The organism is Pseudomonas sp. R3-52-08 (assembly GCF_003851745.1).
Taxonomy (GTDB): Bacteria; Pseudomonadota; Gammaproteobacteria; order Pseudomonadales; family Pseudomonadaceae; genus Aquipseudomonas.
Window position 1 is genome coordinate 2,086,944 of sequence record NZ_CP027730.1, and the last position, 22,243, is coordinate 2,109,186.

The window sequence follows — 22,243 nt, forward strand, 5'->3', positions numbered from 1 at the left end:
CGGCAGCGCCTTCAATGGCCGCTGAGGCGCGGGCATGCCTGTCTTTTATGTTTATGTCCTGAGGTAACCATGATTAACGCTGTTATCGCCGCGGTCGGCACCATGCTGGTGCTCAGCCTGTCCCGCGTGCATGTGGTCATCGCCATCATCGTGGGCGCCCTGGTGGGCGGCTTGACCGGTGGCCTGGGTATCGACGCCACGCTCAAAGCGTTCAACAGTGGTTTGGGCGGCGGTGCGACGGTGGCTTTGTCCTACGCCTTACTCGGCGCTTTCGCGGTGGCGATTGCCAAATCCGGCCTGGCCCATGCCCTGGCGGACAAAGCGCTGTTGCTGGTCGATCGCCAGGAAGCCAGCGGCGGCAATCACGTCAAATGGCTGTTGATCGGCCTGTTGTGGGCGGTGGCGATTGCTTCGCAGAACATCCTGCCGATCCACATCGCGTTCATCCCGCTGCTGGTGCCGCCGCTGTTATACGTGTTGACCAAGCTGCAACTGGATCGCCGCCTGATCGCTTGCGTCATGACGTTCGGCTTGATCACGCCCTACATGTTCCTGCCGGTGGGCTTCGGCAATATCTTCCTCAACCAGATCCTGCTGGCCAACGTGGCCAAGAGCGGCGTGGACATCAGCCAGGTCAACGTAACCCACGCCATGAGCCTGCCCGCGCTGGGCATGGTGGTCGGCCTGCTGGTGGCGGTGTTTATCAGCTACCGCAAAAAGCGCGTGTACGACCTTGAAAAAATCGAGCGTGTCGAGCAGGTGGCGGTGCAGTACAACCCGTTGACCCTGCTGGTCGCCGGCCTGGCGATTGCTTCGGCGTTCATCATTCAGCTGTGGCTGGACTCGATGATCATCGGTGCGCTGGCCGGGTTCCTGATTTTTTCGGTGTCGGGCATCGTGCGCTGGCGCGACACCGATGACCTGTTCACCGAAGGCATGAAGATGATGGCGATGATCGGCTTCATCATGATCGCCTCGTCGGGCTTTGCCGAAGTGCTCAAGGCCACCGGTGATGTGCGCTCGCTGGTGGAGGCCTCGGCGGCGTTCATCGGCCATAGCCGTGGGGTAGGGGCGCTGTTGATGCTGCTGGTGGGGCTGTTGGTGACCATGGGCATCGGTTCGTCGTTTTCCACAGTGCCGATCCTGGCGGCGATTTTTGTGCCGTTGTGCGTGCAGCTGGGTTTCAGCCCGCTGGCGATCGTGTGTATCGTCGGCACCGCCGGGGCCTTGGGCGACGCCGGTTCACCGGCGTCAGACTCCACCCTCGGGCCGACCTCCGGCCTGAACATCGACGGCCAGCACCATCATATCTGGGATACCGTGGTGCCGACCTTCCTGCACTACAACCTGCCGCTGCTGGCGTTCGGCTGGCTGGCGGCGATGACGCTCTGACAGCCGGGCCCATACCTTACTGTAGGAGCGAGATTGCTCGCGAAAAACGTTTAGATAATGCGTTCATCCAGAATGCACGTGTTAGGTCGGAGACCTTCGCGAGCAAGCTCGCTCCTACAGAAATCACGCGTTTGGCCGCTAACCTCTCAAGTCGCCCCTAATAAGAGAGAAAAGCCATGCGTCTGAGCCTCAAGGCCAAAGTCCTGACCCTTGCCATAGTGCCGGTGTTGCTGTTCGCCCTGGTGATCAGCCTGACCACCGTGTGGATACTTCAGGGCCAGGCGCGCAACGAAGTGGATGAAACCCGCCAGCGCCTGCTCAACGACGCCAAGACCACGCTGCACAGTTATGTCGAGGTGGCCCTGACCACCATCAAGCCGTTCTACGACGCGGCCGCCCCCGGTGATACGGCAGCGCGGGCGCAGGTGGTCAAGTTGCTGTCCAACACCAGCTACGGCAAGGACGGTTATTTCTTCGGCTACGATTCCGAGACCATTCGCCTGTTCAAGGGCAACAGCCCGGACGGCGTGGGCAAGAGTTTCAAGGACAACCGCGACCCCAACGGCGTCTACGTCAACCGCGACCTGGTCAAAGTCGGCAAGGACGGTACCCACTACCTGCAATACAGCTCGACCCAGCCCGGCCAGACCGAGCTGGTGCCCAAGCTCGGCTATACCGAATACCTGCCCAAGTGGGACATGGTCATCGGTACCTCGGTCAACCTGGATGGCATCGATGCTCAGGTTGCGGTGGTCGAGGCCAAGGTAGAGAAACGCATGGAAGGCGTACTGTTGAGCATTCTCGGTCTGGCGGTTGTGGTATTGCTGGTGATTGCTGCCGTCGGCCTGCTGGTGGCCAACACGATCCTGCGCCCACTGAGTCTGATGAAGGCCAACCTGGACGATATCGCCGCCGGTGAAGGTGACTTGACACGCCGCCTGGCCATTACCAGCCAGGATGAGCTCGGCGACCTGGCCGGCGCGTTCAATCGGTTTGTCGACAAGATCCACGGCCTGGTCCGCCAGATCACCGAAATGACCGCGCAACTCACCGGCCTGGTGAGCCAGGTGTCCGAGCAAGCCCAGCGCTCGGAAACCGCCATGGAACGCCAGCGTCACGAAACCGATCAGGTCGCCACCGCGATCAACCAGATGTCGTCCGCCGCCCATGAAGTGGCGCGCAGTGCCCAGGGGGCCGCCGTCGCCGCGCAGCAGACCGATGCCGAGGGCCAGGCCGCCAAGCGTGTGGTGGACGGCAGCATCGCGCAGATCCATGCGCTGGTGAACGATATCCGCAGCAGCGGTGTGTCCCTCGACAGCCTGCAGCAGGACGTGTCGTCGATTGTCAGTGTGCTTGGCGTGATCCGCTCGATTGCTGAACAAACCAACCTGCTGGCGCTCAACGCGGCAATTGAAGCTGCGCGGGCAGGGGAGGCCGGACGTGGGTTTGCGGTGGTCGCCGATGAAGTGCGCGCCCTGGCCAGCCGCACCCAGACCAGCACTCAGGAAATCCAGGGCATGATCGACCGCCTGCAAAAAGGCACCGAAGCCGCCGTGGATGCCATGCGCCGCTCCAGCGATGCCGGGGACGGCACATCGGCCCAGGCCAACCAGGCCGGCGCGTCGCTCGACACCATGGCCCAGCTGATCGGCACCATCAACTCGATGAACGCGCAAATCGCCAGCGCCGCCGAGGAACAAACGGCCGTGGCGGAAGAGATCAACCGCAGCGTGCACCAGATTGCCGTGGCGGTGGACAGCGTGGCCGATGAAACCCAGCTAGGCGCCCAGACTTCCCGCAGCCTGGCGGACTTGGGCCAGCGCCTCGGGCAGTTGGTGGGCCAGTTCAGGATCTGACCTACACGTCGCGCATCAGCAAACCAAACGCCAGGTCCAGCTCGGCCGGCAGGGGCACATACACCGTGTGCCCATCCCCCGGCGCTACCTCGATGGCGTCGCCCTTGGCGTTATGCAAGGTGGCCAGGGCAAAGTGAAAGTTGCCGGCCGGCGTCATCAGTTCCAGCTGATTGCCCACGGCAAAGCGGTTCTTCACCTTGACCTCGGCCAGCTCGCCCCGGCGTTCGCCGGTCAACTCACCCACAAACTGCTGGCGCTCGGAGACGGAGCTGCCGTTCTGGTAGTTCTGGTATTCGTCGTGCACATGGCGGCGCAGGAAACCTTCGGTGTAACCGCGCTGGGCCAGGGATTCGAGGTCGGTCATCAAGCGGCGGTCAAAGGCGCGACCGGCCATTGCATCATCAATTGCGCGGCGATACACCTGGGTGGTGCGCGCGCAATAGAAGTGCGATTTGGTACGGCCTTCGATCTTCAGTGAATGCACGCCCATGCGGGTCAGGCGCTCCACGTGCTGCACGGCGCGCAGATCCTTGGCGTTCATGATGTAGGTGCCGTGTTCGTCTTCGAACGCCGGCATCTGCTCAGTGGGGCGATTGGCTTCCTGCAACAGGAATACCTGGTCGGTCGGCGTGCCGATGCCCAGCGTCGGTTCGAATGCCTGGACGATGTCACCCGTGGCGTTTTCCACCGCCGGGGTGGCCTGGTATTTCCATCGACATGCATTGGTGCAGGTGCCCTGGTTGGCGTCGCGCTTGTTCATGTAGCCAGATAGCAGGCAACGCCCGGAATAGGCCATGCACAGGGCGCCATGGACGAACACCTCCAGTTCCATGGCCGGCACGTGTTGGCGAATCTCGCCGATCTCTTCCAGCGACAACTCCCGCGACAGGATTACCCGGCAGATGCCTTGTTGTTGCCAGAACACCACACTGGCCCAGTTGACGGTATTGGCTTGAACCGACAAGTGAACCGGCATCTGCGCAAAATGCTGGCGCACCAGCATGATCAGCCCTGGGTCAGACATGATCAGCGCGTCCGGGCCCATGGCGACCACGGGGGCCAGGTCCTTGAGAAAGGTTTTCAGTTTGGCGTTGTGCGGCGCGATGTTCACCACCACGTAGAAACGCTTGTCCTGTGCATGGGCTTCCTGGATCCCGAGGGCCAGGTTGGCGTGGTCGAATTCATTGTTGCGCACGCGCAGGCTGTAGCGCGGCTGGCCGGCGTACACCGCATCGGCGCCATAGGCAAAGGCGTAACGCATGTTCTTCAACGTGCCGGCGGGCGCGAGCAGTTCGGGGGCGATCAGTGGGAGCATGGAGGTGTGAGCCGCAAAAGGCGCGAGGGTAGTGCAGGCCTTGGCGTGGTGCATTGATCCACGTCTAGATAAGCCGATCTATGCTTGTTCGAACAACCAGGGCACTCCCAGGTTTCGCTGCGGACTAAGCAACAGGGCCGACACCGGCCCTGTGCTTTTTTGACATGGATCGGACATGAATCAAACCAACCTGCAATTCAAGACCCTGCTGTTACTGCTGGCCCTGGTGACCGTCGCCTTCATCTGGATATTGCTGCCGTTTTACGGCGCGGTGTTCTGGGCGGTGATCCTCGGCATCATCTTCGCGCCCATGCAGCGCCGCCTGCAGCAGCGCTTTGGCTGGAACCGCAACCTGACTTCCCTGACCACCTTGACGGTGTGCCTGGTGATCGCGATTTTGCCAGTGATCATTACCAGCGCCTTGCTGGTGCAAGAGGGCGCCACCCTTTACAAGAACGTCGAAAGCGGCCAGTTGGATGTGGCCGGTTATATCGAGCAGTTCAAGCATTTCCTCCCGCCATACTTCCAGCACCTGCTGGACCGCTTCGGCATGGGCAACCTGGAAGGGCTGCGGGAAAAGGTGGTGAAAGGCGCGATGCAGGGCAGCCAGTTCTTCGCCACACAGGCGTTCAGCTTCGGCCAGGGCACGTTCGATTTCCTGGTGAGCTTTTTCATCATGCTCTACCTGCTGTTTTTCCTCCTGCGCGACGGCCCGGAACTGGTGCGCAAGGTGCGCACGGCGGTGCCATTGGCCGAGCCGCAAAAGCGTCGCCTGCAACTCAAGTTCAACCGGGTGGTGCGAGCCACGGTCAAGGGCAACGTGCTGGTGGCCGTCACTCAAGGTGCGCTGGGGGGCTTTATTTTCTGGTTCCTGGATATTCCCAGTGCATTGCTCTGGGCGGTATTGATGGCGTTTCTATCCCTGCTGCCTGCGGTGGGTGCCGGGATTGTATGGGGCCCGGTGGCCGCCTACTTCCTGTTGAGCGGTTCGATCTGGCAGGGCGTGGTGCTGGCGCTGTTCGGCGTGTTCGTGATCGGCCTGGTAGACAACGTACTGCGCCCGATTCTGGTGGGCAAGGACACCAAGATGCCGGACTACCTGATCCTGATCTCGACGCTGGGCGGCTTGTCGGTATTCGGCCTGAACGGCTTCGTGATCGGGCCGCTGGTCGCGGCGCTGTTCATTTCCTGCTGGGCGTTGTTCGTGGAAACCAAGCCGCGCGTCAAATTGCCGTTACCCTAGGCTTCAAGCCTGTAGTTGGCAGCCAGTTGCAGTTGGGCGTCGGATAACGAAGTGAGCGGGCCGCTGATAGGCTCGCCATCGCGTACTACATACCAGCAGGCGAGCAAGCCCAGCTTGCGAAGAGGGGCGGGAACGGCGCTGCCGATGACGGACATGATCTGAACAGTGGGCATAAGTACCTCCAAACGTTATGGAGGTCACCTTACGGTGCGGCGGCGCGTAGGAAAAATCACCTGGCTCGATAGTCAACATCAACGCCGGGCGTCAGTCCACCACTTGGTCGAGCATGTGCACCACTTCCTGTTCGCTGAGCAGGCCCTTGCGCACCAGGTTCTCTGCCAGCAATGCCAGGAACTTCGCGCTGCGGTGGCCTTCCAGGTGCTTGAGTTCGGTCAGGGCGCTATAGACCTTGCTGGAAGTGCAGAGGCCAGCGGTGCGATGCGGATTTTGTGTGGGCATGGTCAATCGTCCGTAATTGTTATTGGGTGGACAGGGTCGATAGTGAAACGGGCTCATGACACAAACATGACAGCGTTCGTACCGGTCGAGCAAGAGGAGATCCCAACCGGATCATGTGGGATTGCCGCCCGAGCATTGTCCTCACAACGACCTTTGCAAGATAAATCCAGACGTTCAAGGCAAAAAAAGGCCCCGCGTTTGGGCGAGGCCTGTTGCATGTACAGCAATGTGTTACCAGCCGTGGCGGTAGTAGCCGTGGGGCGGGCCATAGTAGCCGTAACCCCGTGGCGGGCCGTAATAGACCGGCGCCGGGCGGTAATAAACCTGTTGCTGCACGTACACCGGTGGTGGCGGTGCGTAGTAGACCGGCGGCGGAGCGGCATACACCGGCTGCGGCTGGACGTACACCGGTTGCTGCACATAAACCTCACGAGGCTGGCTGGCAACCACGGAGCCGACAACGGCTGCACCGACAAGAGCACCCAATACGGCCGGGCCGCCCCAACCACCACCGTGGGCGGAGGCTTGGCCTGCCATCGCGAGTGCGCCAATAAGCAAGGCGATCCTGGGGACTTTACGCATCATGGTCATTCCTCGGTTAGCCCCTGCGCTTGTGGTCTGCGATCAATAGACTCAAGGATTGTCGCGGGGATACTTTTAAGACAACGTATTTCTGAAAAACAGCACAGCCGATAGGTAAAGGTTGTGTAAGGTCTGTACCGATTTGCTTACTTCAAGGAGCTACCCATGCAGATGCACCCCAACAAGGACACCCAACTGTGCATGTCACTGTCGGCGCGGCCCGGGAATTTCGGCCTGCGTTTCCATAACCATCTGTATGAGCAGTTGGGCCTGAATTTTTACTATAAAGCCTTCAGCAGCCAGGATCTGCCCGGCGCGATCGGTGGCATACGGGCGCTGGGCATCCGGGGTTGTGGCGTGTCGATGCCGTTCAAGGAGGCTGCCATCGCTTTAGTGGACGAACTGGACGATTCGGTTCAAGCCATCAATTCCCTGAACACCATCGTCAACACCGGCGGCCGTCTCAAGGCCTACAACACCGACTACATTGCCGTCGAGCAACTGCTGAAAAAACACCAGGTGCCGAAGGACTCAACCTTCGCCCTGCGCGGCAGCGGCGGCATGGCCAAGGCCGTCGCCAGCGCTTTGCGTGACGGCGGTTACGCCAATGGCGTGATCGTGGCGCGCAATGAGGTGGCGGGCAGGGCGCTGGCACGCAACCTGGGGTATGAGTGGCAGGCTGAACTGGGCGGGTTACGCCCGCGCATGCTGGTTAACGTGACACCGATTGGCATGACCGGCGGGGCAGAGGCGGATCAGTTGGCGTTTGAAGCCGATGCCGTTGATCAAGCCGAGACGGTGTTCGATGTCGTGGCGATCCCCGCTGAAACCCCGTTGATAGTGCGCGGGCGTGCCCAGGGGAAGCGGGTGATTACCGGCCTTGAAGTGATTGCGATCCAGGCATTGGAGCAGTTTGTGCTGTATACCGGCGTGCGTCCTACACCGGAGCAATTTCAGGCGGCCGTGGCGTTCGCCCGAAGCTGATACGCTGCGCAGCGCCAACCGGGAGAGCGGGCAACCCCGCTCCCCGGTTGGACCCTCCTCAGGCCTGTTCCAACTGCGCCAGGCGTTCTTCCAGCGCCGCAATTCGCGCTTCCAACTCTTCGATACGCTCGACGGAGACGCCCCCGCCGCCGCGCTCCACCGGGTTACCGCGCGCGGCAATAATCGTTTCGATATCCGCCGGGTCCCCCAGCGCATGGGTATACCGGTCCTCGCGCTGCCCCGCCTGGCGCGGCACCAATAGCGCCAGGCCCCGTGCAATCAGGCGTTCGAGCTGGTGCACCACCTGCTCGGCATCCTCAAAGTCATGCATGCGCCCGCTGCGCGTCAGCAACTCATTGACCGTCTGCGGGCCGCGCAGGAACAGCAGCCCGATCAGGATCATTTGCGCGGGCACCAGTTCCAGCGCCTTGTCCACGCGGTGTTCCCAGCGGTCGGCGCGGCTGCCCATGACCAGCCGGGTGTAACCCTGACCTTCCAGCACGCGCAAGCTCTGGCCGACCTGGCCCTGGCTGAGATTGGTCACCGGTTCCCGGCTGGTTTTCTGGTTGCACGCCAGCACCAGGGCGTTGAGGGTCAGGGGGTAGGTTTCCGGGTTGGTCGCCTGTTTTTCGATCAGGCAGCCCAGGACGCGGATTTCCGTGCTATTCAGGCGCGGCTCAGGCGTGTCGGTGTCGTGCTCGGCGGTCATCGCGCTTTCCCTATGCAGTGAATCCACTAGCCTAAGCCGGAAAAAATAAAAGACAAGCGGCAGGCATGGCTATAATCGTCGCTGGTTCCAACCCTGCCATTACCACGAGACTGACATGACTATTTCCCTGTATGCCGCTTCTATCCCAGTCTTCAAGCAAATGCTCAACGCCCTCAGCGATGTGCTGAACAAAGCCGAAGCCCACGCCACCGCCAAGAACATCGAGCCGAACGCTCTGCTGCAAGCGCGCCTGTTCCCGGATATGTTCGCGCTGGTGCGCCAGGTGCAGATCGCTGTCGACTTCGCCAAGGGCGTTTCCGCGCGCCTGGCCGAGATCGAAGTGCCGAAGTACGAAGACAGCGAAGTCACCTTCGCCGACCTGCAAGCGCTGATCGCCAAGGTGCTGGCCTTCGTCGATACCATCAAGCCCGAGCAGATCGACGGCAAGGAAGGCATCGAAATCGTCACCCGCCCAGGCACCCCGAAAGAGAAGCGCTTCAGCGGCCAGTCCTACCTGCTGACCTACGGCCTGCCGCAGTTCTTCTTCCACGTCACTACCGCTTACGCCTTGCTGCGTCATAACGGCGTTGAAGTGGGCAAGCGTGATTACATGGGCGCTTTCTAAGCACCCACTAAAAAGCCCGGGTGCGTTCTTCAACGAACGGCCCGGGCTTTTTTACAGCTGGCGTTCACGCCAACTGTTTATCCTTGTCCAGGCACGCCGCCGCAGTGAACAGCACATCGGTGGACGAGTTGAGCGCGGTTTCCGCCGAATCCTGCAGCACACCGATGATGAAGCCTACAGCCACCACCTGCATGGCGATCTCGCTCGGAATGCCGAACAGGCTGCACGCCAGCGGAATCAACAGCAGCGAACCACCGGCCACGCCCGAAGCCCCGCAGGCGCAAATGGCCGCGACCACACTGAGCAGCACGGCGGTGGGCAGGTCTACGGCAATGCCCAGCGTGTGCACGGCCGCCAGGGTCAGCACCGTAATGGTGATCGCGGCGCCGGCCATATTGATCGTGGCGCCAAGCGGGATCGACACCGAGTAGGTGTCTTCATGCAGGCCCAGGCGTTTGCTCAGCGCCAGGTTCACCGGAATATTCGCCGCCGAACTGCGGGTGAAGAACGCGGTAATACCGCTTTCGCGCAGGCACAGCAGCACCAGCGGATAAGGGTTGCGACGCAGTTTCCAGAATACGATGGCCGGGTTGATCACCAGCGCCACGAACAGCATGCAGCCGATCAGCACTACCAGCAGGTGGGCATAGCCGAGCAGGGCGCCGAAGCCGGAGGTGGCCAGGGTCGAGGCGACCAGGCCGAAGATCCCCAGCGGGGCAAAGCGGATCACCACGCGCACGATCAGCGTCACACCGTTGGACAGGTCATCGAGCACCGTGCGGGTAGTTTCGCCGGCATGGCGAATGGCAATGCCCATGCCGATGGCCCAGGCCAGAATGCCGATGAAATTGGCATTCATCAGTGCGCTGACCGGGTTATCGACCACGCTCAGCAACAGGCTTTGCAGCACCTCGCCGATACCGCCGGGAGCGCTCACGGTGGCGTCATGGGTGGCCAGTACCAGGGACGACGGAAACAGCATGCTGGCAACCACCGCAACCACGGCAGCGGCAAAGGTACCCAGCAGATACAGGAACAGGATCGGCCGGATATGGGTTTCCTGGCCGTGTTTATGATTGGCGATAGACGCCATCACCAGCACGAACACCAGGATCGGCGCGACGGCCTTCAGCGCCGTGACGAACACTTTGCCGATAAACCCGGTGGCCTTGGCGGCCTCAGGCAGCAACAGGGCCAGCAGAATCCCGGCGATCAGGCCGATGATAATTTGGGTGACCAGGCTGACGCGCATTAAACGTTGCAGCAGGGAAGGGGCAGCAGTCATAAACAGTTGTCTCTGGTTTTTTTAGTAGGGCACAGCATTGCAAGGAGAAAGTACTGTAGGCAGCAGGCGCGAAGTCTAACATGCTGTAGGACGGGTCCCGTTCGCTGCGTCATTCCGTCACTCGCACTGTCGGATTTGGATTCATCGGCGCGGGCGTGTCATCAGGGCAGGGTGGTAAACAGTTCGCGTCGGGCGCCCTCGGTAATCGCCACGATGCCAGGGTGCTTGACCTTGCGCTCCACCGAGATGGCATAAAACGACTCGGTCACCGCGTCGGTCTGGCCGATCAGCGCCACGCCGTATTGGCGCACCACCTCATCGGCGATCACGCTGGGGGCGATAAAGATGCCGCTGCCCGATTGCCCGAAGGCCTGCATCAATGCGCTGTCGTCGAACTCGCCGATGATCCTGGGTTGAATCTGCTGATCGGCAAACCAGCGTTGCAAACGGCTGCGCACCACGGTCTCTGCGCCGGGGATCAGCAACGGTGCGCCGTGCAAACACCCTGGGAAATCGCCGCTATGTTGGTCAGCCAATGCCTGGGTGGCGAAAAAACTGATGCCACATTCCCCCAGCTTCTGGCTGTAGCCCTTGATGTCCAGGTGCGTGGGCATCGGGCTGTCGGAGATCACCAGGTCCAGGCGCTGGATGGCCAGGTCGGCCAATAACCGTTCGAGTTTGTCTTCACGGCAGGTGATGCGGATCGGTTCGCTCAGCTCCATGGTGGGGGCAATCAGCCGGTACACGATGGACTTGGGCACCACATCCGCCACGCCGACGCGAAATACAATCTGCTGCTCGTTGGGTTGTGCGCGCAGCATCGCCTCCAATTCATTGCCGGTCTGGAACATCTGCTCGGCATAGGGCAGCGCCTGGCGTCCGGCTTCGGTCAGCTCCAGCTGGCGGCCGACACGCTGAAACAGCGCGATGCCAAAGGTATGTTCCAACAGGCTGATCTGCCCGCTGATGGTCTGGGGGGTGAGGTTCAGTTGCTCGCAGGCACGCACGATGCTGCCGGTCTTTGCCACCACCCAGAAGTAATGCAGTTGTCGATAATTGAGCATCGCTGTCTACACTTCGTAAAAAACGAAGTATACGCGAGAAAAATACGAATTTTCCTGAACTGTTTGCCTGCATAGAATGCGTCGCTATCGCGGGGCTACTATTTGGACCCAAGCGTTCTAACGAGGAATACATCATGAAACTCAATTCCCTGGGCGCGGCTGCACTGCTTGCGCTTTCATTGGTGATGATTGGCGGGTGCGATCAAGTCGAGAAAAGCGCGCAGCAGGTACTGGGCAAAGCCACCGAAACGGCCAAGCAAGCAATCGATGACACCCAGAAAGCCGCTGAACAGGCATTGAGTGAAGCGACCCAGGGCCTGATCAATCCGCAGAAGAAGGATGATCAGCCAGAAAAAGATGCAGAATCCGATACCCAAGAAACCTAATTTCCCAGCACAACGTCAGGACTGACCTATGGATTATCTTTTACAACTGGCCGCCAGCCCCACCGCCTGGATCGCACTGGCGACCTTGATCGTCATGGAAATCGTGCTGGGCATCGATAACCTGATCTTCATCTCGATCCTCACCAACAAATTACCGGAGCAGCACCGGGCCAAGGCGCGGCGCATTGGCATCAGCATGGCGTTGGTGTTGCGCCTGGGCCTGTTGAGCACCATCGCGTTTATCGTGCAATTGACGACGCCGGTCTTTGAAGTGTTCGGCCAGGCGTTCTCGTGGAAGGACATGATCCTGATTGCCGGTGGCCTGTTTCTGGTATGGAAGGCAACCACCGAGATCCATCACAGCATGGACCCGGAGCCCGAAGACAAAGCCAGCGTTGGCAATACGGTTGCCATCGGCTTTGCGGCCGCCATCGGACAGATCCTGCTGCTCGACCTGGTGTTCTCCATCGACAGCATCATCACGGCAGTTGGCATGACCGAACACTTGCCGATCATGATCATCGCCGTGGTGACCTCGGTGATCGTGATGCTGGTGGCGGCAGAACCCTTGGCCAAGTTCATCAACGACAACCCGACCGTGGTGATGTTGGCACTGGGCTTTTTGATCATGATCGGCATGACGCTGATCGCCGAAGGCTTCGGCGCCCATGTGCCCAAAGGCTACGTGTATGCGGCCATGGCGTTCTCGGCGGCTATCGAGTGCCTGAATATCGCACGGCGTAACCGCCACAAGCGTTTGCTCGCTGCCCGCCAGTAAGCGCTGTACCAAAAGGCCGGCTGGGCTCATATGAGCCCAGCCGGCCTTTTGCTGTCTGCTAGAATCGGCGCACTTGATAGCTTGAGGTCCACCATGAACGAGCCGATTCGCCTTACCCAGTACAGCCACGGTGCGGGTTGCGGCTGCAAGATCTCGCCCCAGGTGCTGGAAGTGATCCTTGCCGGCAGCGGCGCGCAGAACCTCGACCCCAACCTGTGGGTAGGCAACGCCTCCCGTGACGATGCGGCGGTGTACGCCATCGACGACGAGCGCGGCGTGGTCTCCACCACCGATTTTTTCATGCCGATCGTCGACGACCCCTTTGACTTCGGCCGCATCGCCGCCACCAATGCCATCAGCGACATCTACGCCATGGGCGGCGACCCGTTGATGGCCATTGCCATTCTCGGTTGGCCGGTGAATGTGCTGGCGCCGGAGATTGCCCGCGAAGTCATTCGTGGCGGCCGCGCGGTCTGCGACGCTGCCGGTATCCCGCTGGCCGGTGGGCACTCCATCGACGCCCCGGAGCCGATCTTCGGCCTGGCCGTGACCGGCATCGTGCACAAGCGCCATATGAAGCGCAACGACACCGCCACCGCCGGGTGCAAGCTGTACCTGACCAAACCCTTGGGCATCGGCATCCTCACGACCGCCGAAAAGAAAGGCAAGTTGCGCGAAGCGGATATCGGCCTGGCCCGCGACTGGATGTGCACCCTCAACAAACCCGGTAGCCGTTTCGGCAAATTGGCCGGGGTGACGGCGATGACCGATGTCACCGGTTTCGGCCTGCTTGGTCACCTGGTAGAGATGGCCGACGGCAGCGGCCTCACGGCCCGCATCGAGTATGCAAAAGTGCCCCGTCTGCCGGGCGTCGAGTACTACCTGGAGCAGGGTTGCGTACCGGGGGGCACCTTGCGCAACTTCGACAGCTACGCCAGCAAGCTCGGGCGTGTGCAGGAGCTGCACAAGCGCGTGCTGTGCGATCCGCAAACCAGCGGCGGCCTGCTGATCGCCGTCACGCCCGAAGGCGACGCCGAGTTCCACGCGGTGGCCGCTGAACTGGGCCTTACCCTTGAGCCGATCGGCGAACTGCTTGAGCGACAGAGCAACGCGGTAGAGGTGGTTTGATGGCGACTGACATCACCGATTACCGCGACATCTTCCTCAACGACCGGCCGATGATGGATACCCGCGCGCCGGTTGAATTCACCAAAGGCGCATTTCCCGGTGTGGTCAACCTGCCGTTGATGACCGACCAGGAGCGCCAACGTGTAGGCACCTGCTACAAGCAGCAAGGCCAGCAAGCTGCAATCGTGCTGGGCCATGAGTTGGTGTCGGGGCGGATCAAGGCCGAACGCATCGCGCAGTGGGCGCAGTTCGCCCAGGCCAATCCAGACGGCTACCTGTATTGCTTTCGCGGCGGGCTTCGTTCACAGATCGTGCAGCAATGGTTAAAAACCGAGGCGGGTATCGAATACCCCCGCGTCGGCGGCGGCTACAAGGCCATGCGCACCTTCCTGCTGGACACGCTCGAGCAGGCCACCGTCCAATGTGATTTCGTCTTACTCGGCGGCATGACCGGCACCGGCAAGACCGAAGTGCTCGGCCAACTACGCAACGCCCTGGACCTGGAAGGCCACGCCAACCATCGCGGCTCCAGCTTCGGCAAGCGTGCCACGGCGCAACCGTCCACTATCGACTTCGAAAACCGCCTTGCGGTAGACCTGCTGAAAAAGCGCGCGGCAGGCATCGAGCAGTTCGTGGTCGAGGATGAGAGCCGCATGATCGGCAGTTGCGCGCTACCGCTGCCGTTGCACAAAGGTATGCAGGCGTTTCCAATGGTGTGGCTGGAAGACAGCGTTGAAGGCCGCGTGGAACGCATCCTGCGCGATTACGTGGTCGACCTGTGCGCCGAGTTCATCGGGGTATGGGGTGAGAATGGCCAAGCGATGTTTGCCGAACGGCTTACCCAGAGCCTGGCCAATATCCATAAGCGCCTGGGTGGCGAACGCTTCCAGCGGCTGCAGGCGATTTTGCAGGACGCCCTGGCGGAGCAGGCGCGCACTGGCGCCGTGGATGTGCACCGGGTGTGGATTGAAGGGCTGTTGCGTGAGTATTACGACCCGATGTATGCGTTTCAGCGTGAGAGCAAAGGCGCACGAATCGAATTTTCCGGGGAGCAGGGCGCGGTGGTGGAGTATTTGCGCGCGCGGGCTGCTCGGGTGGGGTGAGTTTTCGGATGCCATTGAGCTCACAACAGGTTGAGCCGGTTTCTTCAGTTAATGCCGGGAAACAGGAGTTTTGGCTCTCGAGCGCCGGATGATCCAGTCCAAACGCCGCAGGCCCAATGTGGGAGGGGGCTTGCCCCCGATTGCGGTGCAGCAGTCACCCATTTTTTAACTGACAGACCGCCATCGGGAGCAAGCCCCTTCCCACACTTAGGTCGCGGGGTGCGATAAAGCCTTCCCAAAACCTAAAGAATCACCGCCCCGATCAACCCGCACACCACCCCCATCAGCATGGTCAGCCCGGCCACCGTCACCAGCACCCGCGCATCGAAATCCTTACGCAGCATCAGCAACGACGGCAGGCTCACGCTCGGCAGGGTCATCAGCAAGGCGACGGCCGGGCCGGTGCCCATGCCCAGGGTCATCATGGTTTGTACGATGGGAATCTCCGCCGCAGTAGGAATCACGAATAACGTGCCGACAATCGCCAGCGGTACCAGCCACACCAGGCTGTCGGCCATCGCTCCGTCCACATGGGGGAACAGCCAGACCCGCGCCGCGCCAAGGATCAGCACCGCGAGGATATACACCGGGATGGTGCTCCAGAACAGCTGCCACAAGGTCCGTAACCAGCGCGCCAGGAAGGATTCGGACTCAACAGTGCTGACTTCGGCCACAGCCTGCAGCGCCGCTTCCGGCACTTGCTCCGGACGTGCAATGCGCTGCGCCACCAACGACACACCCACCACCAGCACAATCCCCGCCACCAGCCGCAGCGCGGTAAAGCCCCAGCCCAGCACAAACCCCATGAACACCAAGGTGGCCGGGTTCAAGACCGGGTTGGCGATCCAGAATGCCAGCGCAGCGCCGACCGATACCTTTTGGCGCCGCATACCCGCCGCGACAGGCGCCGCGCAGCAGCTGCACATCATGCCCGGCAAGGCGAACAGCCCGCCACGCAGGGTCGAGCCCAGGCCGGCGCGGCCAAACAGGCGCAACAGCCAGTCGCGAGGGATCAACACCTGCAGCAGCGAACCGAGGATTACCGCCAGTACGGCGGCCTTCCAGATCGCCAGGAAATACACCTGGGCATAGGCCAGCGCCGCCGCGAGGGGCGAGCTTTGCTGGTCATTGAGAATCGACGCGCCGATGCTGTGGTTATCGGCCGCTACAAAAGCCTTGAGGTAGTAGGGCGACCATTTCACATAGTAGAGGCCGATGCAGGCCACCAGCAGAAACAGCGCAGGTTTGCACCAGAACGACCAGCCCCGGTTGGGCTGGGCAGAAGCGAGGTTGGACATGGAGATGATCCGCAGATGAGTCAATAGCGGCCATCATACGCGCCTGATGCCCAACCTTCAGGTATCTGCGCTGACCTGGGTCGGATCCGGGCAGGTTTCCTCACCATTATTGAGCCCCTGCTTGTAGTTGCGACTGAGCAGCGAGGCCTTGCCGTTGTGCCAGGTCAGTGTCAGCACGTACAGCGAGTCATAGTCGTTACCGGACCAGTCTTCGGTGATGGTGTGCTTTTCGCCGGCCGCTTCACTGGCGACTTTGTTGATCAACTCCGGCAGGTAACCGTGGGACCAAGCGGTATAGATCGTTGCGTTGTGGTACTTGTCCTCGACCAGCTCATCGGCCAGGGCACTGGTGTCGTTCGCGGAAAACTTGATGTTGACCGGCAAACCCAGCTTGATTGCGCTGGGACTGATGGTCATCAGCGGGCGAATGTAGCTGTAGGAGTTATCCAGCTCGCCTTCCTCGACATTGCGCGTCGGGTTGGCGGCGAATACGAAATCGGCCTTGCCGAATTTTTCCGGCAATACACTGGCCAGGTTCATGGCGCGGTTCAGGCCCTGGCAATTGAGCTGGCCCAGGCCGCCGGCAGGTTTTTCGCCGTGGCGCAGGAAGACCAGAGTTTGCACGCCGTCCACCGGTTGTGCGCGGCTTTCGCGGGCATCCAATGCCGTGACAATGCCGGCGGTGACCAGCAGCAGCGGTAACATCATGTATGAATGGCGTTTGAATTGTTGCACAAGGCGCAGAGGCTTGATCTTCATTATGGGTTCGAGTCTTCGTGCGTCGGTTTAAGGCGGACAGGCCCGGCCCAATGGCGCAGTGTGCGTCCTGGGGGTGTTCCTTGTCGGTATAGCCAGGTGCCTCCATTCACCCTGCGAGCGCATTTAAGAGTGCGCTTGAGCGTTTTGGTTCGCCCGTGTGGGATTCTAGCCAGGCAATGTTGCTTAATGATGACCCATGCAGGGTGGCGAACAGATGACTATCATGGGGGCTTTCCGCCCAGGGATGTCTCCCGATGAATGCACTTGCCGCTTTCCCGATCAACAGTAAATGGCCCGCCCAGCACCCGGAGCGCTTGCAACTGTACTCGTTGCCTACGCCCAACGGTGTAAAAGTATCAATCATGCTTGAAGAGCTGGGCCTGCCCTACGAGGCACACAAGGTCAGTTTCGACACCCAGGACCAGTTGTCTCCCGAGTTTATGTCCCTGAACCCCAACAACAAGATCCCTGCGATCATCGATCCCAATGGCCCAAGCGGGCAGCCGCTGGCGTTGTTCGAGTCCGGCGCGATTCTGATTTACCTGGCGGAAAAAACCAGCCGGTTGCTTTCCGAAGATCCGGCCACCCGCTATGAAACCCTTCAGTGGTTGATGTTCCAGATGGCCGGGATCGGCCCGATGTTCGGTCAGGTGGGGTTCTTCAACAAATTCGCCGGCAAGGCTTACGAAGACAAGCGCCCGCGTGACCGCTACGTCGCCGAGTCCCGCCGCTTGCTCCAGGTACTGGAAAAACGCCTGCTGGGCCGCACCTGGATCATGGGGGATGACTACAGCATCGCTGACATCGCCACTTTCCCCTGGATTCGCAACCTGATCGGCTTCTATGAATCGGGCGACCTGGTGGGTATCGCCGATTTCCCCAATGTACTGCGCGCGTTGGATGGCTTTATCGCACGCCCTGCGGTGATCCGTGGCCTGAACATTCCGAGCTGAAGCATGCCGACTTTCGATTTCAAGCAACTGGATGTATTCAGCAGCGTGCCCCTCAAAGGCAACCCGCTGGCCGTGGTGCTCGGGGCCGATAGCCTCACGGACCAGCAGATGGCTGACTTCGCCAAGTGGACCAACCTCAGCGAAACCACGTTTTTGCTGAAGCCCCGTGACCCACGCGCCGATTACCGGGTGAGAATTTTCACCACCTTGCACGAACTGCCGTTTGCCGGGCATCCGACGTTGGGCAGTTGCCAGGCGTGGTTGCACGCAGGCGGTGTTCCGCGTGGGCAAGAGGTCATTCAGGAGTGCGAAATCGGTTTGGTCCGCATCCGACGTGAAGGCGACGAACTGGCGTTTATCGCGCCACCGCTGTTGCGTTCGGGCGTTGTCGAGGCGCCGCTGCTGGAGCGTGTGCGCCTGGGGTTGGGCCTGGCCCCTGACGCGATTGTGCGCAGCCAGTGGGTGGATAACGGCGCTGGTTGGCTGGCGGTGATGCTGGCTGATTGCCGGGCCGTGCTGGAGGTAAGGCCTGACTACGCGCAACTGCTCGGGTTGGCCGTTGGTATCATTGCTCCTTGCGATGGGGAGGACGCACAGTTTGAGGTGCGCGCCTTTATCGCCGGCGACGGTGCCCAGGAAGACCCGGCCACCGGCAGCTTGAACGCCGGCCTGGCCCAATGGTTGCTCAGCGAGGGCCTGGCGCCGGAGCGCTATGTGGTCAGCCAGGGCACGGCCATGGGACGCGCCGGGCGTATTCGTATTGAGCGCCAGGGTGATGAAGTCTGGGTCGGTGGCGCCGTTGCGGTATGCATCGAAGGCCGTCTACAGCTCTAGATCAATGCAATTGTTACGTGTCGCGCAATACACTGTTGGGCCCTCGGCATTTGTGCTGCGGGTGCTTGGGGCATAAGCTTTGGTCCCAAAGATTTCAGCCATTTTTTCAGGAAAGCCATGACCAGCCAGTTCCCCCAAGCCCGCCCCCGTCGCCTGCGCCGCTCCCCGGAGCTGCGTGGCTTGTTCCAGGAAAGCGAATTCACGCTCAACGACCTGGTGCTGCCGATTTTTGTCGAAGAAGAAATCGACGACTTCGTACCGATCACCAGCATGCCGGGCGTGTTGCGTATCCCTGAGAAAAAACTGGCCGGCGAGATCGAGCGTTATGCCCGTGCCGGCATCAAGTCGGTGATGACCTTTGGCGTATCCCACCATCTTGACGCCAGCGGCAGCGACACGTGGAAAGAACGCGGGCTGGTTTCGCGCATGTCATCGATCATCAAGGACGCCGTGCCGGAAATGATCGTGATGTCCGACACCTGCTTCTGCGAATACACCGACCACGGCCACTGCGGCGTGATGCATGGCGCTCACGTCGACAATGACGCGACCCTGGTCAACCTGGGCAAACAAGCCGTGGCCGCCGCCCGCGCCGGAGCCGACGTGATCGCACCCTCGGCAGCGATGGACGGCCAGGTCCAGGCCATCCGCCGCGCTCTGGACGACGCCGGTTTTACCCACATCCCGATCATGGCCTACTCCACCAAATTCGCCTCGGCTCTCTACGGCCCGTTCCGCGAAGCCGGCGGCAGCGCCCTCAAGGGCGACCGCAAAAGCTACCAGATGAACCCGATGAACCGCCGCGAAGCCGTCCGCGAATCGCTGCTCGACGAGCAGGAAGGCGCCGACGCGCTGATGGTCAAACCGGCCGGCGCTTACCTCGACATCATCCGCGACATCCGCGAAGCCTCACGCCTGCCAGTGGCGGCGTATCAGGTGAGTGGTGAGTACGCAATGATCAAATTCGGCGCCCAAGCCGGGGCGATTGACGAAGACCGCGTGGTGCGCGAGACCTTGGGCTCGATCAAGCGGGCTGGGGCGGATTTGATTTTTACGTACTTTGCGATGGATTTGGCGTTGGCGGGGATTTAAGGGCGCCATTTATCCCTGTGGTGAGCGGGTCGGATTTGCTTGCCACAGGGGTAGGAGGGCGACCTTGTATATTGATTTTGAACAGCGCTCAATTAAATTTTTCGTAATCTTCCGCACCTAATGACTTTAACCATTTCTTGAAGAAATCAATTTGATCCTGTGGGTTGTTTGTTAGGTTTTCTTCTTCATAGTCGAATAAATGGACAATGTTGTCCTTGGTTGCTTGTTGGCCTAAAGTCATTTCGTATGCCACAAGCCCAGCGCTCATCTGAGAGGCCATTCTTGATGGTTTAACGTTTATTTTTGCCCCTTTGCATAGAAAGGTTATCTCCGGGAAATCTGCTCGAATATTTGCGAAGCAGACATAAAGGTCTATTCCTCTATAAATTTTTTTAAAATTTTCGGCTTCTGAAAATGTCATGGTGAGTTTTGTTGGGGCATATCTGACGGTGACTTGCTTGTGTTCGTTGTTGATTATTACTTTTATATTTTTTGTTTCCATTTTATTTTCTATTAGGGTTTGGTATGGAATATTCAATGCGGCTAACCTCCCCTTGGAGCTAGATCAGGTGTTGGCAGAAATTTAAGAACGCCGTAATTCTGTGGTTAGCGAACTTGCTCGAGTGGGACTGAGCGGCAGCCACTTAACTGGCTACACGGATCTAATTGACTGAGCGGGCCATACTGATTAGTTTTATTCCCTGAGTAAGTAACTGTCGAATTTTTCTATTATGCTCTGTGGCTCGGGGTTTGCTTGTTACATGGTCATCGAGCTAAATTTGCAGTGATTCGGCCCATTTTTTGCGATAAGAAATCTGTTCGTTGATGTCATTTGTAAGTTCATTTTCTTCATAGTCGAATATACGAACGAGTTTTGCATCGGAATCACCTATTTGGGTTTCATAAGCAACGATTCCACTAGACATTTGTGAGGCCATGGCTGAGGGATAGACGTTTATTTTTGAACCTTTACATAGAAATTTAATATCGCTAAATTCTTTTCTCAATGAGCCAAAGCATAGATAGATATCTGCTTCGCTATACGTTTTTTTCAGTCCGCTGGCAAAGGTTATTGAAAGTGTTGCTGTTCTTCCGTCGCATTCTATTGTGGCTTTTTCTCGAGTTGAATTTTTGATTACAAATATCTCTAGTTTTTTCATTTTTTAGCTTCTATTTGGGTTGATTACTGGGTAGACCGACGCTGGGGTTGGCGCCGTGCAAGAAAGCCGTGCCATTTCCAAAAGGTGAGCTGAATTCCACATATAAAATTTCTCGTTCGGAAAAAACATCGATAGTTCGTATTTTCATTTCACTTCTTCGTTAATGGGAGTCGTACAACAGTATCATCTACATTCGTCGTGTTGGTTTTTAGCTCAAACGTCCATGTTTCCTCATGGTAATGATGCTTGCTCGGCTTGCTGTTCATTTCATGAAGGCCGTAACGGATGCTTCTTTTTGCATCGCCAGAAACAATTCTGTCGCGATCAGGTCCGCCGGTTCGTGGGTTGTTGTTCGTTTGTGACGGCTTCTAGGTCGTAATGTTGTAAGCAGCTTAGTAATACCCTCATGAATTCTTGCTGGTCGAGTACTTCGGCGCCGAAATAAGTTGTCATTTTTTTGAATACATCATCAAAGCTATCACCAGTCATTAAGAAGTGCTCAATTGAATCAATAAACCAATTTTGCTCGGATTTGGTGTATTCCAGAAATTCTGGTTTTGTCAGTTCGTTAAAAAGCTCGACGAGTTCTTTTTTGCTATTTACGTCTTTTGATGCGATGAGTTCTTCTCTTTTGGGGTCGTCGGTATTCTCGATGTCATACGTAAATAGCAGTCCGCGAATTATTGACATGCTGAGTGCTCTTTTATTCATAATCATAATTCCGCATAGGCTGTTTTGGGATTGCCGTCTCTATTCAGTATTACTCGAGCTTTAGATTGTTGGCTATATTTCATCTCGTCGCCAGAGTATCCTTCGCCTACAATTTTTCCCATATTCATGGGTTCTAATGATTGGGCAAGTCCGTTCCTTCTGAAAATGAGTTGTGCTCGATATATTGCATTCAATTGATCCCTATGGCTAAGAAAGTGGGTTGCAGCAGGTGAGGGGAAAAGGGGACAGATTTATTAGTTTTTAATGCGCTGATGGTCAAACCGGCCGGCGCCTACCTCGACATCATCCGCGACATCCGCGAAGCCTCACGCCTGCCGATGGCGGCGTATCAGGTGAGTGGTGAGTACGCGATGATCAAATTAGGCGCCCAAGTGAGTGCGATCGATGAGGCACGTGTCGTGCGCGAGACCTTGGGCTCGATCAAGCGGGCGGGGGCGGATTTGATTTTTACGTACTTTGCGATGGATTTGGCGTTGGCGGGGGTTTAGGTAGGCGCTCATTCTGTG

At 59.0% G+C, this 22,243-nt stretch carries 22 protein-coding genes and 5 pseudogenes; 14 read left to right on the forward strand and 13 right to left on the reverse strand.

Annotation, left to right across the window (positions count from 1 at the left end; all coding sequences use genetic code 11):
* The first annotated feature begins 72 nt into the window (after positions 1–72).
* The 3 genes and pseudogenes from C4J91_RS09680 to C4J91_RS28090 form a co-directional block, all read left to right on the forward strand.
* Positions 73–1,392 (forward strand): Na+/H+ antiporter family protein, encoded by a 1,320-nt coding sequence (locus C4J91_RS09680; protein ID WP_164484581.1) that lies wholly within the window; start codon positions 73–75, stop codon positions 1,390–1,392.
* 176 nt (positions 1,393–1,568) lie between these two features.
* Positions 1,569–2,342: pseudogene (locus tag C4J91_RS28085) on the forward strand (cache domain-containing protein); the annotation flags it as partial.
* 315 nt (positions 2,343–2,657) lie between these two features.
* Positions 2,658–3,248, forward strand: a pseudogene (locus tag C4J91_RS28090) (methyl-accepting chemotaxis protein); the annotation flags it as partial.
* A 1-nt stretch (position 3,249) separates the two neighbouring features.
* Here the strand turns inward: C4J91_RS28090 and yegQ are convergent.
* Positions 3,250–4,563, reverse strand: a complete 1,314-nt coding sequence (gene yegQ, locus C4J91_RS09690) for a tRNA 5-hydroxyuridine modification protein YegQ (protein ID WP_124365127.1) — start codon at positions 4,561–4,563, stop codon at positions 3,250–3,252.
* A 175-nt stretch (positions 4,564–4,738) separates the two neighbouring features.
* On the opposite strand from yegQ, the gene C4J91_RS09695 reads away from it, so the two are divergent.
* Positions 4,739–5,806, forward strand: coding sequence for an AI-2E family transporter (locus C4J91_RS09695; RefSeq protein ID WP_124362109.1), 1,068 nt, complete (start codon positions 4,739–4,741; stop codon positions 5,804–5,806).
* Here the strand turns inward: C4J91_RS09695 and C4J91_RS27525 are convergent.
* From C4J91_RS27525 to C4J91_RS09705, 3 genes are all read right to left on the reverse strand, one after another.
* On the reverse strand, positions 5,803–5,979 hold the full coding sequence (locus tag C4J91_RS27525; RefSeq protein WP_164484521.1) for a hypothetical protein: 177 nt from the start codon (positions 5,977–5,979) through the stop codon (positions 5,803–5,805). The two genes, C4J91_RS09695 and C4J91_RS27525, sit on opposite strands and share 4 nt — an antisense overlap.
* Before the next feature lie 91 nt (positions 5,980–6,070).
* Entirely contained in the window at positions 6,071–6,265 is a 195-nt protein-coding gene (locus tag C4J91_RS09700) for a hypothetical protein (RefSeq protein WP_033899765.1), read from the reverse strand.
* Between the two features lie 231 nt (positions 6,266–6,496).
* The gene (locus C4J91_RS09705; protein ID WP_124362110.1) at positions 6,497–6,856 is read right to left on the reverse strand and encodes a hypothetical protein; all 360 of its coding nucleotides are present in this window, start codon (positions 6,854–6,856) and stop codon (positions 6,497–6,499) included.
* A 156-nt stretch (positions 6,857–7,012) separates the two neighbouring features.
* Here C4J91_RS09705 and C4J91_RS09710 point away from each other — a divergent pair, with 156 nt between their 5' ends.
* A complete protein-coding gene (locus C4J91_RS09710; RefSeq protein ID WP_124362111.1) occupies positions 7,013–7,831 on the forward strand; it encodes a shikimate 5-dehydrogenase in 819 nt (272 codons plus the stop codon).
* 58 nt (positions 7,832–7,889) lie between these two features.
* On the opposite strand, the gene C4J91_RS09715 is transcribed toward C4J91_RS09710, so the two are convergent.
* The gene (locus C4J91_RS09715) at positions 7,890–8,540 is read right to left on the reverse strand and encodes a YceH family protein (protein ID WP_124362112.1); all 651 of its coding nucleotides are present in this window, start codon (positions 8,538–8,540) and stop codon (positions 7,890–7,892) included.
* A 115-nt stretch (positions 8,541–8,655) separates the two neighbouring features.
* On the opposite strand from C4J91_RS09715, the gene C4J91_RS09720 reads away from it, so the two are divergent.
* Positions 8,656–9,165 (forward strand): DUF1993 family protein, encoded by a 510-nt coding sequence (locus C4J91_RS09720; protein ID WP_124362113.1) that lies wholly within the window; start codon positions 8,656–8,658, stop codon positions 9,163–9,165.
* Between the two features lie 64 nt (positions 9,166–9,229).
* Here C4J91_RS09720 and sstT read toward each other — a convergent pair whose 3' ends face one another.
* On the reverse strand, positions 9,230–10,450 hold the full coding sequence (gene sstT, locus C4J91_RS09725) for a serine/threonine transporter SstT (protein ID WP_124362114.1): 1,221 nt from the start codon (positions 10,448–10,450) through the stop codon (positions 9,230–9,232).
* Between the two features lie 161 nt (positions 10,451–10,611).
* The gene (gene nhaR, locus C4J91_RS09730; protein ID WP_124362115.1) at positions 10,612–11,514 is read right to left on the reverse strand and encodes a transcriptional activator NhaR; all 903 of its coding nucleotides are present in this window, start codon (positions 11,512–11,514) and stop codon (positions 10,612–10,614) included.
* 134 nt (positions 11,515–11,648) lie between these two features.
* Here nhaR and C4J91_RS09735 point away from each other — a divergent pair, with 134 nt between their 5' ends.
* From C4J91_RS09735 to mnmH, 4 genes and pseudogenes are all read left to right on the forward strand, one after another.
* Positions 11,649–11,900, forward strand: a complete 252-nt coding sequence (locus C4J91_RS09735; RefSeq protein WP_124362116.1) for a hypothetical protein — start codon at positions 11,649–11,651, stop codon at positions 11,898–11,900.
* A gap of 28 nt (positions 11,901–11,928) precedes the next feature.
* The gene (locus C4J91_RS09740) at positions 11,929–12,678 is read left to right on the forward strand and encodes a TerC family protein (RefSeq protein WP_124362117.1); all 750 of its coding nucleotides are present in this window, start codon (positions 11,929–11,931) and stop codon (positions 12,676–12,678) included.
* Between the two features lie 93 nt (positions 12,679–12,771).
* Positions 12,772–13,806, forward strand: coding sequence for a selenide, water dikinase SelD (selD, locus tag C4J91_RS09745; RefSeq protein ID WP_124362118.1), 1,035 nt, complete (start codon positions 12,772–12,774; stop codon positions 13,804–13,806).
* 53 nt (positions 13,807–13,859) lie between these two features.
* Positions 13,860–14,834, forward strand: a pseudogene (gene mnmH / locus C4J91_RS09750) (tRNA 2-selenouridine(34) synthase MnmH); the annotation flags it as partial.
* Here the strand turns inward: mnmH and C4J91_RS28095 are convergent.
* The 3 genes and pseudogenes from C4J91_RS28095 to C4J91_RS09760 all read right to left on the reverse strand — a co-directional run.
* Positions 14,772–14,924: pseudogene (locus tag C4J91_RS28095) on the reverse strand (hypothetical protein); the annotation flags it as partial. The pseudogenes mnmH and C4J91_RS28095 overlap by 63 nt on opposite strands.
* 227 nt (positions 14,925–15,151) lie before the next feature.
* A complete protein-coding gene (locus C4J91_RS09755) occupies positions 15,152–16,207 on the reverse strand; it encodes a permease (protein ID WP_124362120.1) in 1,056 nt (351 codons plus the stop codon).
* 57 nt (positions 16,208–16,264) lie between these two features.
* Positions 16,265–16,966 (reverse strand): histidine phosphatase family protein, encoded by a 702-nt coding sequence (locus C4J91_RS09760; protein WP_124362121.1) that lies wholly within the window; start codon positions 16,964–16,966, stop codon positions 16,265–16,267.
* A gap of 254 nt (positions 16,967–17,220) precedes the next feature.
* Here C4J91_RS09760 and C4J91_RS09765 point away from each other — a divergent pair, with 254 nt between their 5' ends.
* From C4J91_RS09765 to hemB, 3 genes are all read left to right on the forward strand, one after another.
* The gene (locus C4J91_RS09765) at positions 17,221–17,919 is read left to right on the forward strand and encodes a glutathione S-transferase N-terminal domain-containing protein (protein WP_124362122.1); all 699 of its coding nucleotides are present in this window, start codon (positions 17,221–17,223) and stop codon (positions 17,917–17,919) included.
* Positions 17,920–17,922: 3 nt separating this feature from the next.
* The gene (locus C4J91_RS09770) at positions 17,923–18,753 is read left to right on the forward strand and encodes a PhzF family phenazine biosynthesis protein (RefSeq protein WP_124362123.1); all 831 of its coding nucleotides are present in this window, start codon (positions 17,923–17,925) and stop codon (positions 18,751–18,753) included.
* A 117-nt stretch (positions 18,754–18,870) separates the two neighbouring features.
* The gene (hemB, locus tag C4J91_RS09775) at positions 18,871–19,845 is read left to right on the forward strand and encodes a porphobilinogen synthase (protein ID WP_016977356.1); all 975 of its coding nucleotides are present in this window, start codon (positions 18,871–18,873) and stop codon (positions 19,843–19,845) included.
* Positions 19,846–19,933: 88 nt separating this feature from the next.
* Here the strand turns inward: hemB and C4J91_RS09780 are convergent, their stop codons facing one another.
* The 3 genes from C4J91_RS09780 to C4J91_RS09790 all read right to left on the reverse strand — a co-directional run bounded on the left by C4J91_RS09780 (position 19,934) and on the right by C4J91_RS09790 (position 21,695).
* Positions 19,934–20,383, reverse strand: coding sequence for a hypothetical protein (locus C4J91_RS09780; protein ID WP_305955268.1), 450 nt, complete (start codon positions 20,381–20,383; stop codon positions 19,934–19,936).
* Positions 20,384–20,618: 235 nt separating this feature from the next.
* Entirely contained in the window at positions 20,619–21,005 is a 387-nt protein-coding gene (locus tag C4J91_RS09785; protein ID WP_124362124.1) for a hypothetical protein, read from the reverse strand.
* Between the two features lie 324 nt (positions 21,006–21,329).
* Positions 21,330–21,695, reverse strand: coding sequence for a hypothetical protein (locus C4J91_RS09790; RefSeq protein WP_256681670.1), 366 nt, complete (start codon positions 21,693–21,695; stop codon positions 21,330–21,332).
* Between the two features lie 284 nt (positions 21,696–21,979).
* On the opposite strand from C4J91_RS09790, the pseudogene C4J91_RS09795 reads away from it, so the two are divergent.
* Positions 21,980–22,225: pseudogene (locus tag C4J91_RS09795) on the forward strand (porphobilinogen synthase); the annotation flags it as partial.
* Positions 22,226–22,243 lie beyond the last annotated feature (18 nt).

Excerpts from the sequence above, each read along its gene's own strand:
- C4J91_RS09760 (WP_124362121.1), bottom strand. The coding sequence starts at position 16,966 with ATGAAGATCAAGCCTCTGCGCCTTGTGCAACAATTCAAACGCCATTCA.
- C4J91_RS09740 (WP_124362117.1), top strand. The coding sequence starts at position 11,929 with ATGGATTATCTTTTACAACTGGCCGCCAGCCCCACCGCCTGGATCGCA.
- C4J91_RS09755 (WP_124362120.1), bottom strand. The coding sequence starts at position 16,207 with ATGTCCAACCTCGCTTCTGCCCAGCCCAACCGGGGCTGGTCGTTCTGG.
- C4J91_RS09700 (WP_033899765.1), bottom strand. The coding sequence starts at position 6,265 with ATGCCCACACAAAATCCGCATCGCACCGCTGGCCTCTGCACTTCCAGC.
- hemB (WP_016977356.1), top strand. The coding sequence starts at position 18,871 with ATGACCAGCCAGTTCCCCCAAGCCCGCCCCCGTCGCCTGCGCCGCTCC.
- C4J91_RS09705 (WP_124362110.1), bottom strand. The coding sequence starts at position 6,856 with ATGACCATGATGCGTAAAGTCCCCAGGATCGCCTTGCTTATTGGCGCA.
- selD (WP_124362118.1), top strand. The coding sequence starts at position 12,772 with ATGAACGAGCCGATTCGCCTTACCCAGTACAGCCACGGTGCGGGTTGC.
- C4J91_RS09770 (WP_124362123.1), top strand. The coding sequence starts at position 17,923 with ATGCCGACTTTCGATTTCAAGCAACTGGATGTATTCAGCAGCGTGCCC.
- C4J91_RS09735 (WP_124362116.1), top strand. The coding sequence starts at position 11,649 with ATGAAACTCAATTCCCTGGGCGCGGCTGCACTGCTTGCGCTTTCATTG.
- C4J91_RS09790 (WP_256681670.1), bottom strand. The coding sequence starts at position 21,695 with ATGTCAATAATTCGCGGACTGCTATTTACGTATGACATCGAGAATACC.
- C4J91_RS09710 (WP_124362111.1), top strand. The coding sequence starts at position 7,013 with ATGCAGATGCACCCCAACAAGGACACCCAACTGTGCATGTCACTGTCG.
- C4J91_RS09715 (WP_124362112.1), bottom strand. The coding sequence starts at position 8,540 with ATGACCGCCGAGCACGACACCGACACGCCTGAGCCGCGCCTGAATAGC.
- C4J91_RS09785 (WP_124362124.1), bottom strand. The coding sequence starts at position 21,005 with ATGAAAAAACTAGAGATATTTGTAATCAAAAATTCAACTCGAGAAAAA.
- C4J91_RS09720 (WP_124362113.1), top strand. The coding sequence starts at position 8,656 with ATGACTATTTCCCTGTATGCCGCTTCTATCCCAGTCTTCAAGCAAATG.
- C4J91_RS27525 (WP_164484521.1), bottom strand. The coding sequence starts at position 5,979 with ATGCCCACTGTTCAGATCATGTCCGTCATCGGCAGCGCCGTTCCCGCC.
- C4J91_RS09765 (WP_124362122.1), top strand. The coding sequence starts at position 17,221 with ATGAATGCACTTGCCGCTTTCCCGATCAACAGTAAATGGCCCGCCCAG.
- sstT (WP_124362114.1), bottom strand. The coding sequence starts at position 10,450 with ATGACTGCTGCCCCTTCCCTGCTGCAACGTTTAATGCGCGTCAGCCTG.
- nhaR (WP_124362115.1), bottom strand. The coding sequence starts at position 11,514 with ATGCTCAATTATCGACAACTGCATTACTTCTGGGTGGTGGCAAAGACC.
- yegQ (WP_124365127.1), bottom strand. The coding sequence starts at position 4,563 with ATGCTCCCACTGATCGCCCCCGAACTGCTCGCGCCCGCCGGCACGTTG.
- C4J91_RS09695 (WP_124362109.1), top strand. The coding sequence starts at position 4,739 with ATGAATCAAACCAACCTGCAATTCAAGACCCTGCTGTTACTGCTGGCC.